This window comes from Bradyrhizobium sp. NBAIM14 (assembly GCF_020193895.1).
GTDB classification, from domain to species: Bacteria; Pseudomonadota; Alphaproteobacteria; order Rhizobiales; family Xanthobacteraceae; genus Bradyrhizobium; species Bradyrhizobium yuanmingense.
This window is the reverse complement of the sequence record NZ_JADYVQ010000002.1, coordinates 55,752-71,750: the sequence shown is the minus strand read 5'-3', so window position 1 is coordinate 71,750 and position 15,999 is coordinate 55,752. Positions and strand designations below refer to the sequence as shown.

Sequence of the window (15,999 nt, the reverse complement as noted above, 5' to 3'; positions counted from 1 at the left end):
CGGCGGTAGGCCAGCTATGCGTCGCGAGCGTGCACCGGCTCCATCCTGCGATGGTCGCTGCAGCCGCTCGCGGTCGGCTGCAGCAGGCGCTGGGCCGCAAGCAGATCCGGTGTCCCGAACCCCTCGGTGAACTCGTGATAGATCGGCGAGAGCAGCCGGACAGCCTTGGATCTGCGGTAGGTGGCGATCCAATGTGCCGCGAGATCGGTCGCGATCCGCAATTGGAACGTCAGCGCGCCTATCCTGCGCGCTTCCGCGAGCGCTTGCTGAAACCGCTTTTCGGCGCGCAGCGGCTCGCCGGTGTGGAGAAGGATCGCGGCGTCAACTCTCTGGAGCTCCGGACGGCACCAGCGCTCGCCTTGGCGTTCCTGATGCTCGATCGCCCGCGTGATGGCTTCTTGCGCCTCCGCGATCCGCCCTTGCCTCAGATAGGCGCGGGCGAGGACCGCGAGATAGCTGCCGATCCGCATCAAGAACCGGCATTCTGTCAGTTCGTCGATCGCGGCTCGAATATCCTCCACCGCGCGTGGATCGCCCCGCAGGTCGCGAAGGCATGCGGAGAAATAGCGCTCGACCGGAACCCAGCGTGAGATGCGCTCGCGTTCAAGGTTGCGACGCAATCGCTCAGTGTAGCTCGCGAGCGCGTCAAGATTGCCGGTTTCGAGCGCAACGGGAAGGGCGGCGAGCCCAAATGCGTTCGACTGTGACACCCAATGGCCGCTGCGGTCCGCGGCATCGATGGCGTCCTTGGCGAGTCTCGCCGCGTAGTCCGCTTGCCCTTGCATCCACGCGACGAAGGGCAGATTGAAGCGGACGGTGATGAACCGATAGACTTCGTTCGCGTCCTTGCGCGAACGCCCTTCGGCCAGCGAGTAGGTCGCTGCAAGACGGTCGAGAACAGGGCGGCTCCTGCTCAATTCGCCGGCAAAAGCGCGAGCCCAGGCCAGCGCGCGATCGGCTTCGGACGTCGCCGTCAGATCGCGATCGCGGTCGGCGAGCTCGGTGGCCTCTTCAAGATAAGATATGGCGCGCTCGACCTGGCCGATCTGCAGCAGGTAGAAGCCGAACCCGACCAGCGCCCGCTGCTGATATTCGATGTTGCCGGCCCGCTTTGCAAAGAGGATGGCATCGAGCCAGGCAATCTCGTTCTCATTCGACATCTTGCGGGCGTAGAAGAGGCTCCACCCAAGGGCGCAGGCGAGTTTTGTCTTCGACAGATCGTCGCACGGGACGGTCTTGGCCAATGCGAGCGCGTCCGCATACCGCGCCTGCGCTTCCGACAGGATCGACGTCTCCGACCACAAGGTGATCGCCGCAACCGTGAGCCTGATCCCGAGTACGGCATCGCCGTGCTCGCCGAACGCCCATGAAAGAGCGGCGCGCAAGTCGGCGATGCGGCCAAGGTAACGCTGGGTCCAATCGGCCGGCTCGCGCCAGTTCCACTCCTCCTCGGACTGCTCGAACAGCGTGAGGACACGTTGCGCATGACGGCGCAGCGCCTGGTCGCAGGCAGGATCGGCCCGGCGCCGCTCGCTCGCATAGCGGCATGTGCTGTCGAGCAGGCGATAGCGCAGGCTCGCGCCATGTGCCTGCGCGCTCAGGAGCGATTTGGCAACGAGACTGCCGAGGCCGGTGACGACGTCGACCGGCGTGAGCCCTGCCGCTTCGGCGACGAAGACCGCGTCCTCGACCTCGAATGCGTCGCTGAACACCGAGAGCAGGCCGAACAGTCTGGCTTCCCGCTGCGACAGCAGTCTGAAGCTCCAGTCGATCGTCGCCATCAGCGTTTCATGACGCGGCGGCGCGCCATCGGCGGCGGGGGCACGAAAACCCAAATTCTGGTCGAGCAACTCCACCAATTGGTGAGGATTGAACCTGCCGATCTGGGCTGCCGCCAATTCGATGGCCAGCGGGAGGCCGTCGAGCGAGTGGCAGATTGTGGCAACGGCCTCGCAATCATCATCGACGAATTGGTAGTCCGCCCATTCGGCGGCGCGGCTGACGAACAATTGCACTGCCGGAAACCTGACGGCTTGATCTGGGGTCAGGGCGTGGCCGGGTTTGGGTGAGACCAGGGAGCCGAGCCGGACGACGTGCTCGGTGGCGGTGCCGAGCGGTTCGCGGCTCGTCGCAAGCAGCTTGGACGGCGATGCCTCCGCCATGAACCTGCCGGCGAAGATCGTTGCGGCTGGCAGGACGTGCTCGCAATTGTCCAGAATGACCAGCATCTGCCGCGGTTTCAGATAGTCGATGGCCGCAGCCAGGCTGTTGTCCGGATTGCCCCTGATGCCCAATGCCGTCACCAGTGCGGCGCCGAACAGCGTCGGGTCGGAGATCGTTGCGAGATCGACGAAGCACACGCCGTCGCGGCACTGTGGCGCAAACGCCTGGGCTACAGCCAAGGCAACCGTCGTCTTGCCGATTCCTCCGGCGCCCGCCAGGGTCACGTGCCTGTTGCCGGTCAACAGACCGGTAATTTCGTCGATTTCCGCTTCACGACCAACGATGCCGCGCAGCAATGGCGGACTGGACGAGGGGAGCGGTTCGGCGAGCGCAAGATCGTCGTCGATCTCGCCGATGCTGATCTGCACCTGCGCGATGAACTTGTATCCACGGCGCGCCACGGTCGCGATGTAGAGGGGCTCGATCTGGGTGTCTCCCAGCGAACGCCGCAAGCTCCACATGTTGACCTTGAGATTGCTGTCGTGGACGAAGGTGCCCGGCCAGGCCGCCGCCATCAGTTCGGTCTTGCTGACCAGCTCGCCGCAGCGCTGTACCAGCACATGCAAGAGTTCGAATGCGCGTCCGCCCAGCTTGACCGGACGCCCGTCGAGAAGCAGCAACTGGCGGCGCGGAATCAGCCGAAAGGGGCCGAAGCAGTAAGTGAGCTCCCGTCGGTCCGTGCCCCGTTGGCGTGTCTCCGTGGCAGCCCGCATTGCTCATTCCAGTCGATCAATCAGATCGCCAGAATTATCATGCACTGCACAATAGTTAAAGAGAGCCGTTCGGAATTCGCCCGATTGCGCGGCTTTGTCCGAAACAGGGCTGCGACAAATTCGCTCGCGTGCTGCGGCGTGCTCGCTTGCGCAGCCTTCAGCTAATTTTTGGGCTTGCCAAGAACGGCCATGTGCATGACCTCGACGCCGCCGTCGGCGAGTTCTGGCAGCCTGGCGAACCAGTCCTTTACGTATGGCATCGCGTTGTGCGCGTCGAAATCGGCTCGGGTGGCGAAAATCTCGTAGAAGATGAAATGACCCGGCTTGGTGCGATCTTCCTGAAGGAAATATACCAGGTTTTTGGGATCGCCACGGACCAGCTCGATCAGCGGCAGGGTGGCCGCGCGCAGCAGATCCTCCTTTCCAGGCTTGGCTCGCACCTGCGCCACGACGGAATATGCGCCTTCCTGAACCTGTTGATAGCGAACGCCTGGCGCTTCCTGCACTGCGGCGGAAAGTGTCGTCGTGACGAGCAACAAGGCGGTTAGCAAGAAAAATCGGACAGTTTGCATGACGAGGTCCTCTGCAGGTAAGTAAGCCGCGGGCGGCCGGGTCAGGGGCGCTGACCGGTCGCCTGCCGCGTCCAAGGAATTAGCGCACGATCTTTTGCTGCCGCTTCGCCAAGGCCTCGCTGAAGCGCTTCTTGACGGGGCCGAGCGCCTTGACGAACTCGAGCTGTTCGCCTTCGGGCCCCTTGCAGTAGATCAGCTCCCAACCGTTCGAAGGTTCGGCGGTCACCCGGTTCGTGTTGGTGCTGCGGGGCGCGGCCTTGCGATCCGCTTCCGTCATGAGACGGATGGTGCGGTTCGCTCTCACCTGCGTCATGCCGCGGCGCGCCGATTCCGCTTCGAGATCGGCAATGAACTTGTTGAAGTCCACATCGTCGCGAACATAGAAGCAGATGTGCATCATGCGCGGGAAAGCAGGACTCATGTGCTCCAGCGGTTCGGCGAAGCTCTTGGCGCTGCCGACGGGCTGATCAGCCTCGCGATATTGCAGCAGCTCCAGCACCATGTTGTCGAACTGGATGAAGCGGACATCGAGCCGCTGTGCCCCGCTTCGCAAGTCGGGCACGCCGATGGTTCGCGGATTGACCCCACGTGCATTCGCCTCGATTTCCTGGTCGGCCAACAGCGTGTTCTGCACCCCGTCGCCCTGGAAGTCGCCGTGCCGGAACACCTCGGTGCCGCCAAGCACCTCCGTGTAGAACTGGTAGGCCCGCTCCATGTTCTGGACCGTCAGCCCGAAATGCTGGACGCCCTGGAGCCGCGCCCCGAGCGGCGCCTCGTCGCGCTCGCCATCCTGTGTCGCGGCCCGCGCGTCGATGGCCGTGCCGGCTATGATGCCGGTGACGACGGCGGCGCCGGCGGTCTGAAGCAGGGCGCGGCGGTCCATGCCGGTGGGGTTGTTGGTTTCATCTGTCATGTTGCTCTCCTTGGTCATTGGGTGGATTGGTCAATCGGCGGCGGGAAGCGGAGCTGCGGGGCTGACCAGCCCCTCGGAGCGCAGCTCGCGCCAGAACTCCGCCGGGATGGCTTCCTCGAGCGCCGCGCGATCCTCGGCGATGCGGCTTGGGCGGCTCGCACCGGGAATGACGGCGGCAACCACGGGATTGGCGAGCGCGAACTGCAGGCCGGCCGCCTTCATGCTGATCCGATAGCGGTCTGCGATCGCCTTGATCCGCGCCACCTTCTTGAGGATTTCGGGAGGCGCCGGCGCATATTCGAAGTTCGGGCCGCCGACGAGCGCGCCGGAACTGTAGGGGCCGCCGACCACGATCGCGAGCTCGTGCTCGGCGGCCATCGGCATCACCCGCTGCAGCGCCCTTGCGTGGTCGAGCAGCGTGTATCGGCCCGCGAGCAGGAAGCCGTCGGGGCGCGGCTCTTCGAGCGCGAGCAGCAGCTCGATCGGCTCGACCCGGTTGACACCGAGTCCCCACCCCTTAATCACGCCCTCGTCCCGCAGCTGGTCGAGGGCCTTGAACGCGCCCTTGCGGGCGCTTTCGAACACCGAGAGCCACTCGTCGCCGTAGAAGTCCTGCGCTACGTCGTGCACGAAGACGACGTCGATGTGGGAGGTGGCGAGCCGCTTCAGGCTGTCCTCGATCGAGCGCAACGTTCCGTCCCGGGAATAGTCGTTCACGATCCGATTCGGGCGTCCGTGTCTGAAGACGCCGCCCTTCTCGCCGAGGTCGCGGGCACCAACATCCTCGATCTCGTCCAGGATCAAGCGGCCGACCTTGGTGCTGAGCACGTAGTCGCTCCGCTTGCGGCCGGCGAGCGCGGCGCCGATGCGGATCTCGGCAAGCCCTGCGCCGTAGAACGGCGCGGTGTCGAAATAGCGGATGCCGTCCTCCCAGGCTGCGTTCACTGTCGCGAGCGCTTCCTGCTCCGGGATGTCGTGGAACATGTTTCCGAGCGGCGCTGCGCCGAACCCCAGTTTTCCCGGCAGAATATCCTTGAGCGCCATGGTGCGAATCCTTGTCTGCGACGGGCATGTCCGTGGGGGGCGCGGCCGATCTCACTGCGTCGCTGACGTGTCTGCGCTTCTGATGAACTCCGCGACCTCGCGCGGATGCGACAGCATGACCGCGTGGCTGCTCTTCATCTCCGTCACCTTCGCGCCCGAACGCTTGGCCATGGTGCGCTGTGCGGTCGGCGGGATCATGTGATCCTCGCTCGTCACCATGTAATAGGTCGGCTTGGTCTTCCAGGCCACGCGATCGACCTTGGTCTGCACCGCCTGCAATCCCCAGGGCAGCTGCGCGGCGCCCATGAAGCGGGTCGTGGCCGGGTCGACATCGGCCGCGAAAGAGGTGGGGAATTTTGCGCGGTCGACGAGCAGATAATTGCCCTCGGTGACCAGCGGAGCTTTGTGCTCGCCGGCGGGCACCGGGGCTTCCGCCAGCGTGCTGACGGACTCTCCGGCGTCAGGAGCAAAGGCAGCGAGATAGACCAGGCTGCGAACCTTGGGATTGTCGCCGGCTTCCGTGATGACCATCCCACCATAGGAATGCCCGACCAGAATGACGGGATGCCGCGCCTTGGCGATCACGCGCTCGGTCTCGGCGACATCGTCGCGAAGCGTGATCGTCGGCTGCTGAACGACGAGCACCTCATAGCCCGCCTCCGAGAGGATGCCGTAGGTGTCCTTCCAGCCCGAGCCATCGACGAAGGCGCCGTGCACGAGAACAATCGAAACATTTCGGTCGGCGGCGGCCGCGGGGACGGCGGTTGCGATCGACAATGCGGCAAGCGCGGAGGTAAGCGGCTTCATAGCAGGCTCCTATCCTCGATACGGCGACATTGCCGTTGATGCGCCTTTCACTAGCGCAGGCCCGCATTGCGATATTTCCGATTCCTGCGCGATGACGCACGCATCTTGCTGAGGTGCGAGGAGATCAAGCTTGCGAAGCCGAACACGTCTGGCGCCAAGCCTTTGCCTTGGCTGGCTTTTACCTCCTTTAACCGTGCCGCCTCTGGACTTCGCTGGCGCAGCTTGTGAGTAATTCGCGATCGGCGTGGCAGTGACCGGGGCTGCAACTCACCACCGGATGGAATGATCGCTCGCGCGATACGGGGCCGGGAATCGCCGCAACGAAGCGGAGGTCGTAATGGCGCTCGTGACGCATGGAGATCACAAGTACAAGAACAGCGAGAAGCTCGCGGGGGTCAATGATTGGCCGGGGCTGAGCATCGAGCATCGCAAGTTCGAGGCAGGCTGTCAGGCAACGCCCGTTCCCATCTGCACCGAGCTCGTCATGCTGCTGTCGGGCGGGGGCATGGTGTGCCGTGCCGGCAACGGCGAAATCCAGAAAAGTCTTGCGCGTCCGGGCATGACTTATCTCGTGCCCGTGGGGACGCAGGAGAGCCATCTCGAGCTTTCGGACCGGATGGAATGTCTTCATCTCTATCTGCCGTCGACACTGCTTGACCACAGCGCGCTTGCGGATTTCGGCATCGATCCGGCCAAGGTCGAGATCGCCTATGCTCACGGCCTGGCGGACCAGGTGCTCTTCCACATCTGCTCGCCGCTTCGCGATCTGCTCCATCGCCCGCGCCACCCGACCGACGCGCTGTTCGTGGAGGGGATCCAGGTCACCCTCGCGGCGCATCTCCTGGGCAATTACACGATCGACCGCTGGCGCGCGCCCGACAAGTCGCCGGCGCTCGACGCGCGACGCCTGCAGCGCGTGCTGGACTATATCGAGGCGTCTCTCGGCAGCGATATCAGGTTGGAGGATCTGGCGACCCAAGCCTGCCTCAGCCCCTATCATTTTTCCCGGCTGTTTCGCGAGGCGACCGGACTGTCACCGCACCGTTATGTCACCGATCGCCGCGTCCACGCCGCGCGAGAGGAGCTCGCGCGCGACCACCTGTCGCTGGTCGAGATTGCCCTGGAGTTCGGTTTCGGCTCGCAGGCCAATTTCACGCGCGTATTCCGCAAGGCCGCAAATCTCACCCCGGGGCAGTATCGCGAATTGTGCTGTGGCCAGGTCGAGGTGAAAGCCGATTGGCTCGAAAGCCATTCCGCAGGGATTGCGCATGATCCAGCAGGATTCGGAAATACGGCGCAATGGGCGTCGAGCATTGCTGTTGCAGCGACCAGGTAGGCGAGAGGACATATCGGCATGATCGAGCTCAAGGTGAACGGGATCAAGCGCCAGGTCGACGTCGTGCCCGAGATGCCCCTGTTGTGGGTGCTGCGTGACGAACTGGGCATCACCAGCGCCAAATACGGCTGCGGGGTCGCGCAATGCGGGGCCTGCACCGTTCACATCGACGGCAAGGCGGTGCGGTCCTGCCAGGCCCATATCGGCGAGGTCGCGGGCAAATCGGTCGTCACGCTCGAAGGCCTGCACAACAAGGACCAAAATCCGGTCTTGCAGGCCTGGATCGCGCATCAGGTGCCGCAATGCGGCTACTGCCAGACCGGTCAGATCATGCAGGCCATCTCGCTTCTTGCATCGATCCCAAAACCGACTGACGAGCAGATCAACCAGGTGATGTCCGGCAATCTCTGCCGCTGCGGCACCTATCCGCGCATTCGTGCGGCGATCCATGCGGCCGCCGCAAACAAGATGGCGGAGAAGTGAGATGGGCGACATGCAAACCCTTTCGCGTCGGGCTTTCGTGTTCGGCTCTGCCGCGGTCGCCGGTGGCATCGTTTTCGGTGCCTATGGTCCGGCCGAAGCGACCGCGCCGAGTGCCGATGGCAATCCGCTGGCCGCCGGACTCGGCCCGAATTCCGTCACCTTCAATCCATGGGTCGAGATCAGCCCCGACAAGATCACGCTGATCGCGCAACACGCCGACATCGGCCAGGGCGTCGGCTCGGTGCAGCCGATCATGATCGCCGAAGAGATGGACCTCGACCCCGGCCAGTTCGAAGTCCGCTTCGCCGGCCCGAGTCCCGCTTACTTCAACACCGGATTCAAGGAGGAACTGGCGCCGTTCCTGGCCGCGGACCAGAGTCCTGAGGCCGAAGCGGCACGCGCTGCTGCGCTGGAAAGTCTTCGAAAATCCGGCCTGCAGATGACGGGCGGCTCGAGCACGATCCCGGACACCTATGACAAGCTGCGCGTGGCAGGGGCAGTTGCGCGTGAGACGTTGAAGGCAGCTGCGGCCAAACGTTCGGGCGTCGCCGTCGCCGACATCCGCACGCAATCCGGCCACGTGATCCTGCCTGACGGAAGCAAAATTCCGTACGTCTCACTGGCGGCCGAGGCCGCAAGAATTCCGCCGGTGCTCGATGCGCAGCCGCGCGATCCCTCGACATGGCGCATGCTGGGCAAGCCGATGACGCGCCTCGACGTGCGCGCCAAAGTGATGGGCGAACTGCAATTCGGCATCGACCTGAAGATGGAGGGCATGCTCTACGCCTCCGTCAAACTGAACCCCGGCAAGGGACAGCCGCTGAAATCCTACGACGCCAGCAAGGCGCGCGCGATGCCGGGCGTGAAGAAGATCCTCGAGATCAAGAACGGCGTTGCGGTGATCGCCACCAACAGCTGGTACGCGATGAAAGCCGTCGACGCCATCGCTTGCGAGTGGGCGCCTTCGGCCTATCCCGCCGAGCAGGCCGATCATTGGAAAGTGCTGGAATCATCGTTCAAGCCCGAATTCCTCGGCAAGGAGTGGCGGACGATCGGCGACGTCGGAGCCGGCCTGAAGACGGGCAAGCTCGTCGAAGCCGAATATCGCGCCCCTTACGTGGCGCATCAGCCGCTCGAGCCGCTGAACGGGATCGGTCTCGTCACCGACAAGGGCATGGAAATCTGGGTTGGCCATCAGAGCCCGCAGGCGGTGCAAGCCATCGCGGCGAACGCTATCGGCCTCAAGCCGGAGCAGGTCACCTTCCACAATCAATGGACCGGCGGAAGCTTCGGCCATCGTCTCGAATTCGAGAACGTCCGCGTGCTCGCCGAGATCGCCAATCAGATGCGCGGGACGCCGATCAAGCTCGTCTTCTCGCGCGAGGAGGATTTCCTTCAGGATATTCCGCGGCAGATTGCGATCGCGCGTCACAGGGGAAGCGTCGCCAACGGCAAGATCGTTGCGACCGACCTGCAATTGGCATCGACGGCGCCGTTCAAGGGACTGCTCGAGCGCATGGGTGCACCCTCGAAGGATCCCGATCCTCAATTGGCCGCCGGCACGTGGAACGTCTATTACGACATCCCCAACTTCCGCGCCATCAGCTACGAGGCGCAAGGGCTGTCGCCGTGCACCACCTGGCGCTCCGTGGGAGCGTCCACGGCCGGCTTCTTCACCGAAAGCTTCATTGACGAATTGATCCACGCAGCCGGCCTCGATCCCATGAAGGCGCGCATCGCGATGTGCAATGTGCCGCATTATCGCAAGCTGCTGGAGACGGTCGCGGAGATGTCGACCTGGAAGGGGCCGCTCGGCAACGGCAGGGGCCGCGGCGTCGCCTTCGTCGAGTCGTTCGGGACACCGGTTGCCGAGGTCGTCGAGGTGACGGCGACGGACCGTGGCGTCCGGATCGACAAGGTCTGGGTCGCGGTCGACGTCGGCAAGGTGATCGATCCCGTCAATTTCGAGAACCAGGTCCAGGGCGGCGTCGTCTGGGGCCTAGGCCACGCGATCAATTGCGAAATCACCTACTCAAAAGGCGCGGCGCAGCAGACCAATTACAATCACCATGAGGCGATGCGGATCCACCAATGCCCGGTCATCGAAGTTCGCGGGCTCGAGAACGATCCGAAGGTGAGGGGCCTCGGAGAGCCGCCGGTGCCACCCGCCGCGCCTGCGCTTGCCAATGCGATCTTCGCGGCGACCGGAAAGCGCATCCGCGAAATGCCCTTCAACAAGTTCATCGATTTCGTGTGAGACACGCCATGCAGAGATCTCTGATCGCGTTGGTCTTGGCAGCGTCGGCCGTCGCCGCCCTGACCGGGATCGTCGCCGCGAAGGACGAGGCCGCCAAGGACCTGCTGCCGCCCGGTAGCGTCAGCCGCGCCGAGGGGCTGGAGGCGTGGAAGCGGATCGAAGCCGTCGTGACCCATCCACGGTGTGCCAACTGCCATGTCGATGCCAAGGCGATACCGATCTGGACGCCGGCCGGCGAAACCAAGCCTCGCCCGCATGGCATGAACATCCATGGCGGCGAGAGCCGCATCGGAGCGGAAGCGATCCCGTGCTCGACCTGCCACATGACCTCGACCCAGGCGAACGAGCCGGCGCCGTCGCCGCCGCGCGCCGGCATCGATTGGCAGCTCGCCCCGGTGGCTTTCATCTGGTTCGGCAAGAGCGGCGCCGAGATCTGCGCGCAGATGAAAGATCCCAAGCGCAACGGCGGTCGCGACGCCGCTGGTCTCGTCGGGCATTTGCGGCACGATGCCTCGCTGAGCGGCTTCATCCCGCGCGGCTGGGCGCCCGGAGCCGGCCGCTCAACGCCGCCCGGCACCTTCGAGGATCACGTCAAGGACATGGCGATGTGGGGCGCGGCCGGACAGCCCTGTCCGAATTGAGGCGGTCTCCGCACCGCGGCAAGGCGATCCCAGATAGCATTATCGAAAGGAGAAAACCATGACCCAACACGTCCTCTTCATTGTCACCAACGCAGCCGTGATCGGACCGCATAGTCGCAAGACCGGCTTCTTTTTCGCCGAGGTTGCCCATCCTTTCGAGGTGCTCGACAAGGCTGGGATCGCGGTGGAGTTCGCGTCGCCGGCCGGGGGGTGGACGCCTTACGATGCATATGACGAGAAAGATCCTGCTCAGAAGGATTTCCTCGCCAGCAAAGCCTTTCGCCGCCTGAATCACAGCCGTAAATTATCCGAGGTGGATGCCGCCGACTACGACGCCATCCTGATACCCGGCGGTCTTGGTCCCATGGTGGACATCCAGCGCAATGCGGCGGTCCAAAGTGCCGTTGTGCGAGCCTGGAGCACCGGCAAGCTCGTCGCCGCTGTCTGTCACGGGCCGTGCGCGCTGCTTGGCGTCGACCTCGGCGATGGCGTCCCGTTCGTGCGCGGCAAGAAGCTGACATCCTTTTCGAAGAAGGAAGAGTACGACTATGCGCGCGATGACGTACCTTACGAGCTCGAGGATGCGTTGAGGGCAGAGGGTGCCGAGTACTCGTCCGCGGCCAATTGGCAACCTCACGTCGTCGTCGATGGCCGGCTCATCACGGGCCAGAACCCCGCCTCTGCCGGAGCGCTCGGAAAAGAGTTGCTGGCCGCCCTCAAGGATAGGAGCAGCGGCGCGAAAACCTGAAGATTCGCAAGGACGAATTCGAGCGGGATGGGCGCGGCATCTGAAGCTGTGCTTACATCCCTCTTTGCAGCAGGGCTATCGCATTTGGGAGTTTCCCCGGCGGCCATCCTTCGAGACGCCCGCTATGGGCGGGCTCCTCAGGATGAGGGCGGAGTGCGCGGCAGCCATTTCAACGAGCACTGATGCTGACTAGCCTCATTCTGAGGAGGCGCGTCAGCGCCGTCCCGAAGGACGAGGCGTGCGCGCAGGCCGCCGCCACAAGTCATATCCGATTGCTCTGCTATTTGCAGCTCTGGCAGATCATCAGCTTTCGCTTCAACGCCTCATCTTCTTGATCGAGACCATCCGGATTGGACCTGGCGTCCCTTGCTGCGCGTGAACGCACGGCCGGCGTCACGCGGCTCGGAGTGCCAACGTCATCGACGGTGCCGACGCTGAAGCCATCGTAGTCGGCGGCTGGATTCGGTTGAGGCCGGCCAATCACGGAAGGCTCCCTGCTGGACGTCGCTGCTGGAGTTCCGTTCGTCGTTACCCGGGGGGGCTTGGTGGCACCCGGGCGTGGCGGCGCTGCATCGGGCCGAGCAAGCGAAACCGGCGGCGCGGCCGAAGTTTGGCCTCTGGCGCTGTCGTGCGGCCAGGCGACGACAGACATGAGGCCGATCGTCAGGAGCATCACGCGTCTCATCCGCATTCTCTCGGCAGCGCTGGTTGATCGATTGGCGGCATGGCTCGTCGAGCCCGTTCCGCCGGAGAATATCAGCACCCAGAGGGCCGTCAAAGCGCCGTAGCCTGGATGAAGCTAGGCGCAATCCGGATTATTGTTTCCGCGAGCGCTACGCCGTTTCCTGCAGCGCCCGCCGCAGCCTTCGGATGATGACGCCGCGGGCGCGGTCGTCGGCGGCGGCTGCGACGCGATCGTTGATGTCGAGCATCAGCTCGGACATCTCGTTGTGCCAGTCGAGACGCGTCACGGCCTCCGGCGACAGTCGCCGGCGATGATCGGCGTCGAGCACGCGCGGTTCGGGTGCCGCGAGCTCGAAAGTGTCGTCCAGCATCGGCTGGTAGATCCTGGCCGCGGGAATGATGCGCTCGGCGACGCGCTCGGCCAGGCCCGCAACCGCCGCTTCCTCGCCGTGGACCAGGAACAGCCCGCGCGCGATGGGACGACGCGCCGCGATCCAGCTGGCCATGCCGGCGCCGTCGGCATGACCCGAATATTCGTCGATCATGCGGATGCGGGCGGCGACCTTGATCTCGTCGCCCTGGATGCGGACGGCCTTGGCCCCGTTCTGAAGGAAGCGGCCGAGCGTGCCGTTGGCCTGGAAGCCGGCCAGAAGCACGGTCGCGCGCTCGTTCCACAGCCAGCGCTTCAGATGATGGCGGATCCGGCCCGCATCGCACATGCCGCTCGCAGCGATGATGATGTGAAATCCGGACAGACGCATGATCGCCTTGCTCTCGTCCGCGGTCTCGGTGAATTTCAGATGCGGCGAGTTGAGCAGGCGCGTGGCGTCGACCGACGGATCGAGGCTCTCGGAATGGCGGCGGAACACTTCGGTCGCGCGGATCGCGAGCGGTGAATCGAGGAAAATCGGCGCCGTCGGAATCTCGCGGTGCTCCATCAGGTCGACGAGATCGACGATCAGCTCCTGGGTGCGCTCGACCGCGAAGGCCGGCAGCAGCAGCGCGCCGCCGGCCGCCGCGGCATCGCGCACCTCGGCCGCGAGGTGCTTGCGGCGAAGCGCAGGTGTCGTGGCCTCGTGCGCGCGGTCGCCATAGGTCGATTCCGAGATGACGTAGTCGAAATCGCTCGGCGCTTCGGGATCGGGCTGGAGCAGCTTGGCCTCCGGCCCGACGTCGCCGGAGACGAGCACGCGCAGCGGCCGCGCCGCGCCTTGCTCGGCGATTTCCAGCTCGATCGACGCGGAGCCGAGCAAATGGCCGGCGTTCCAGTAGCGTGCGCGGACGCCGGGGATCACGTCGGTCCATCGTTCGTAGTCGACGGCGCGGAACGATCGCAGCGATGCGATCGCGTCGGCCTGCGTGTAGATCGGCTCGACCTCCTTGCGCCCGCGCGAGGCGTTGCGCCGGTTGAGCTGCTTGACCTCCGATTCCTGGATGTTGCCGGCATCGGGCAGCATGTAGGAGCAGAGGTCGATCGTGCCGCGCGTCGCCAGGATCGGCCCCTCGAAGCCCGCGCGCACGAGCTTCGGCAAGAGACCGCTATGGTCGATGTGAGCGTGCGTGAGCAGCACCGCATCGATGTCGGCGGGGCGAAACGGAAAGGCGCGATAATTGAGCTCCTTCAGCGTCTTCTGGCCCTGGAACAATCCGCAATCGACCAGGAAACAGCCGCTTGCGGTCTGGAACAGATAGCTCGAGCCGGTCACGGTGCGGGTGGCACCGCAGAATCGAACGGTGATGCTCATCTGTCATTCTCCGAGAGGCTTGCCGTTGATCGCATAGCCGTTGTCGGCCGCAGTCGCGCTGGCCGCCAAATCGTGCTCCGACCGGCCGAACGTGTAGACGCGATAGAGTGGCTCGCCCTGCTCGACGCGGTCGCCGATCTTCTTGAACAGGCGGATGCCTGCGCCCTTGTCGAGCGGCGCGCCGGCGGTGCGGGCGAGGCGGTTCAGACGCAGGCAGTCGATTGCGGACACGATGCCGTCATGCCTCGCCTCGACGTCGAAGCTGAGCGGTCCGAGCTCGTTGCTGCATGTCGAGGGGCCCTGTGCGTCGATGATCTTCTGCATCTGCTTCAGTGCCGCGCCGCTATCCAGCAGTTCGCGCGCCCGGGCATAGCCGGCCCCGCCGCGCAGCTTGGGATCGTATTCCAGCAGATGGGCGGCGAGCCGGAGCGACTTCTCGCGCAGATCGCGCGGCGCATCCTTGTCGTTGCCGAGCACCGCCATGACGTCGTTGGCCTCCAGCACCGGCCCGATGCCGTTGCCGATCGGCTGGCTGCCGTCGGTCGTGATCACCTCGACCGTCCGGCCGAAGCGGTCGCCGACGAATTCGAACAGCTTTCGCAGCCGCATGGCCTCGACGCCGCCGGTGACCTTCGCGGTCGGCCCGACCGGAATGTCGATCAGCAGATGGGTCGAGCCTGCCGCGATCTTCTTGGACATGATGGACGCGACCATCTGCTCGCGAGTATCCAGGCTCAGCGGGCGCTCGACCGAGATCAGGACGTCGTCGGCCGGCGACAGGTTCACGTGCCCGCCCCAGATCAGGCAGCCGTTGCAGGAGGAGACGATCGCCTTCATCTCCTCGACGGAGATATTCACCCGCGCCAGCACCTCCATCGTGTCGGCGGTGCCGGCCGGCGAGGTGATCGCGCGCGAGGAGGTCTTCGGGATCGGCAGGCCATGCGCGGCGACGATCGGCACCACCACCATCGAGGTGCGGTTGCCGGGGATGCCGCCGATGCAATGCTTGTCGACGACGACAGGGGTCGGCCAGACCAATTGCGTGCCGGCCTGCGCCATGGCCCCCGTGAGGGCGAGCAGCTCGTCGCTGGTGATGAAGCTCGCCGATCCGATCAGGAAGGCGGCGATCTCCATGTCGGAGTAGCGATAATGGGCAAGGTCGCTGATGATCGCGCCGATCTCGGCCTGGCTCAGAGTTCGTCCGCGGATCTTCGCACGCACCGCTTCCAGGCTCTCCGGAGGCGAGGCGGGCCTGACCGTGACCTCCGTTCCGACCGCTTCGGCGAAGCGCCGGAACGCAGGCTCGGAGAGGCCGATCTCGTCGGGAGCCGCGAGCGTATCGTCGTCCGTGATCAGCAGGGTCGCCAGCAGAACCTTGCCGCCCTGACGAAGCTCGACGCGGCTGAAACCGCGGAAGATCTCCGCGCGCAGCGCCTTGGAGCGCCTCGAGACGACGACGACGTTCTCACGGCCGGTGTCGAGGCGGACGCGGCGGATCTTCAGTTGGGAATGCGGAAGGTCTGGATGCATGGACGGGCCGGCAGCAGGGAGTCGGACCTCCATGCTTAGACGTCGCCGTCCCGATGCTGTTGACCCAGATCATGGCCCGCCGCTCCGGCGGGCAGCCGCTGCGCAGGCCGTTGGCCGGCGGTTACTTCATCGCCGTGCTGACCGAGTTGAACTTGTTGTTGAGCAGCGCAGCGCCCGTGCTGTTGACGATGGTCACGATTGCCAGAGCGATCCCTGCGGCGATCAGGCCGTACTCGATTGCGGTTGCGCCATTCTCATCGGCAAGGAAGGACCTAAGCAGACGCATTGCCAACTCCTGTTCAT

13 protein-coding genes are annotated in these 15,999 nt (G+C 64.7%); 5 read left to right on the top strand and 8 right to left on the bottom strand.

The annotated features are described in order from the left end of the window. Window positions 1–14 precede the first annotated feature (14 nt). From I6F28_RS06120 to I6F28_RS06100, 5 genes are all read right to left on the bottom strand, one after another. Window positions 15–2,843, bottom strand: coding sequence for an ATP-binding protein (locus I6F28_RS06120; RefSeq protein WP_225139479.1), 2,829 nt, complete (start codon window positions 2,841–2,843; stop codon window positions 15–17). Between the two features lie 254 nt (window positions 2,844–3,097). Then, window positions 3,098–3,508, bottom strand: a complete 411-nt coding sequence (locus I6F28_RS06115) for a putative quinol monooxygenase (RefSeq protein ID WP_225139478.1) — start codon at window positions 3,506–3,508, stop codon at window positions 3,098–3,100. A gap of 79 nt (window positions 3,509–3,587) precedes the next feature. Next, a complete protein-coding gene (locus I6F28_RS06110) occupies window positions 3,588–4,421 on the bottom strand; it encodes a VOC family protein (protein WP_225139477.1) in 834 nt (277 codons plus the stop codon). Window positions 4,422–4,451: 30 nt separating this feature from the next. Next, complete coding sequence (locus I6F28_RS06105; RefSeq protein ID WP_225139476.1) at window positions 4,452–5,465, bottom strand: aldo/keto reductase; 1,014 nt, start codon at window positions 5,463–5,465, stop codon at window positions 4,452–4,454. A gap of 51 nt (window positions 5,466–5,516) precedes the next feature. Then, the gene (locus I6F28_RS06100) at window positions 5,517–6,272 is read right to left on the bottom strand and encodes an alpha/beta hydrolase (RefSeq protein ID WP_225111739.1); all 756 of its coding nucleotides are present in this window, start codon (window positions 6,270–6,272) and stop codon (window positions 5,517–5,519) included. A gap of 337 nt (window positions 6,273–6,609) precedes the next feature. Between I6F28_RS06100 and I6F28_RS06095 the strand changes: the two genes are divergently transcribed. Genes I6F28_RS06095 through I6F28_RS06075 form a run of 5 tightly spaced genes read left to right on the top strand, consistent with a single transcriptional unit; the run spans window position 6,610 to window position 11,737 of the window. Beyond that, window positions 6,610–7,608 carry a helix-turn-helix transcriptional regulator gene (locus I6F28_RS06095; protein ID WP_225139475.1) on the top strand — a complete coding sequence of 333 codons (999 nt, stop codon included), beginning with the start codon at window positions 6,610–6,612 and terminating at the stop codon, window positions 7,606–7,608. An 18-nt stretch (window positions 7,609–7,626) separates the two neighbouring features. After that, window positions 7,627–8,091: a (2Fe-2S)-binding protein gene (locus tag I6F28_RS06090; RefSeq protein WP_036023261.1), complete on the top strand. Its 465-nt coding sequence runs from the start codon at window positions 7,627–7,629 to the stop codon at window positions 8,089–8,091. 1 nt (window position 8,092) lies between these two features. Beyond that, entirely contained in the window at window positions 8,093–10,348 is a 2,256-nt protein-coding gene (locus I6F28_RS06085; protein ID WP_225139474.1) for a xanthine dehydrogenase family protein molybdopterin-binding subunit, read from the top strand. 8 nt (window positions 10,349–10,356) lie between these two features. Beyond that, a complete protein-coding gene (locus I6F28_RS06080) occupies window positions 10,357–10,989 on the top strand; it encodes a hypothetical protein (protein ID WP_036023264.1) in 633 nt (210 codons plus the stop codon). A gap of 58 nt (window positions 10,990–11,047) precedes the next feature. Then, window positions 11,048–11,737, top strand: coding sequence for a type 1 glutamine amidotransferase domain-containing protein (locus I6F28_RS06075; protein ID WP_036005815.1), 690 nt, complete (start codon window positions 11,048–11,050; stop codon window positions 11,735–11,737). A gap of 833 nt (window positions 11,738–12,570) precedes the next feature. Here I6F28_RS06075 and I6F28_RS06065 read toward each other — a convergent pair. From I6F28_RS06065 to I6F28_RS06055, 3 genes are all read right to left on the bottom strand, one after another. Further along, window positions 12,571–14,166: an MBL fold metallo-hydrolase gene (locus I6F28_RS06065; RefSeq protein ID WP_225139472.1), complete on the bottom strand. Its 1,596-nt coding sequence runs from the start codon at window positions 14,164–14,166 to the stop codon at window positions 12,571–12,573. 3 nt (window positions 14,167–14,169) lie between these two features. Then, window positions 14,170–15,696 (bottom strand): thymidine phosphorylase family protein, encoded by a 1,527-nt coding sequence (locus I6F28_RS06060; RefSeq protein WP_225139471.1) that lies wholly within the window; start codon window positions 15,694–15,696, stop codon window positions 14,170–14,172. Window positions 15,697–15,817: 121 nt separating this feature from the next. Continuing rightward, the gene (locus tag I6F28_RS06055) at window positions 15,818–15,982 is read right to left on the bottom strand and encodes a Flp family type IVb pilin (protein ID WP_036005811.1); all 165 of its coding nucleotides are present in this window, start codon (window positions 15,980–15,982) and stop codon (window positions 15,818–15,820) included. Window positions 15,983–15,999 lie beyond the last annotated feature (17 nt).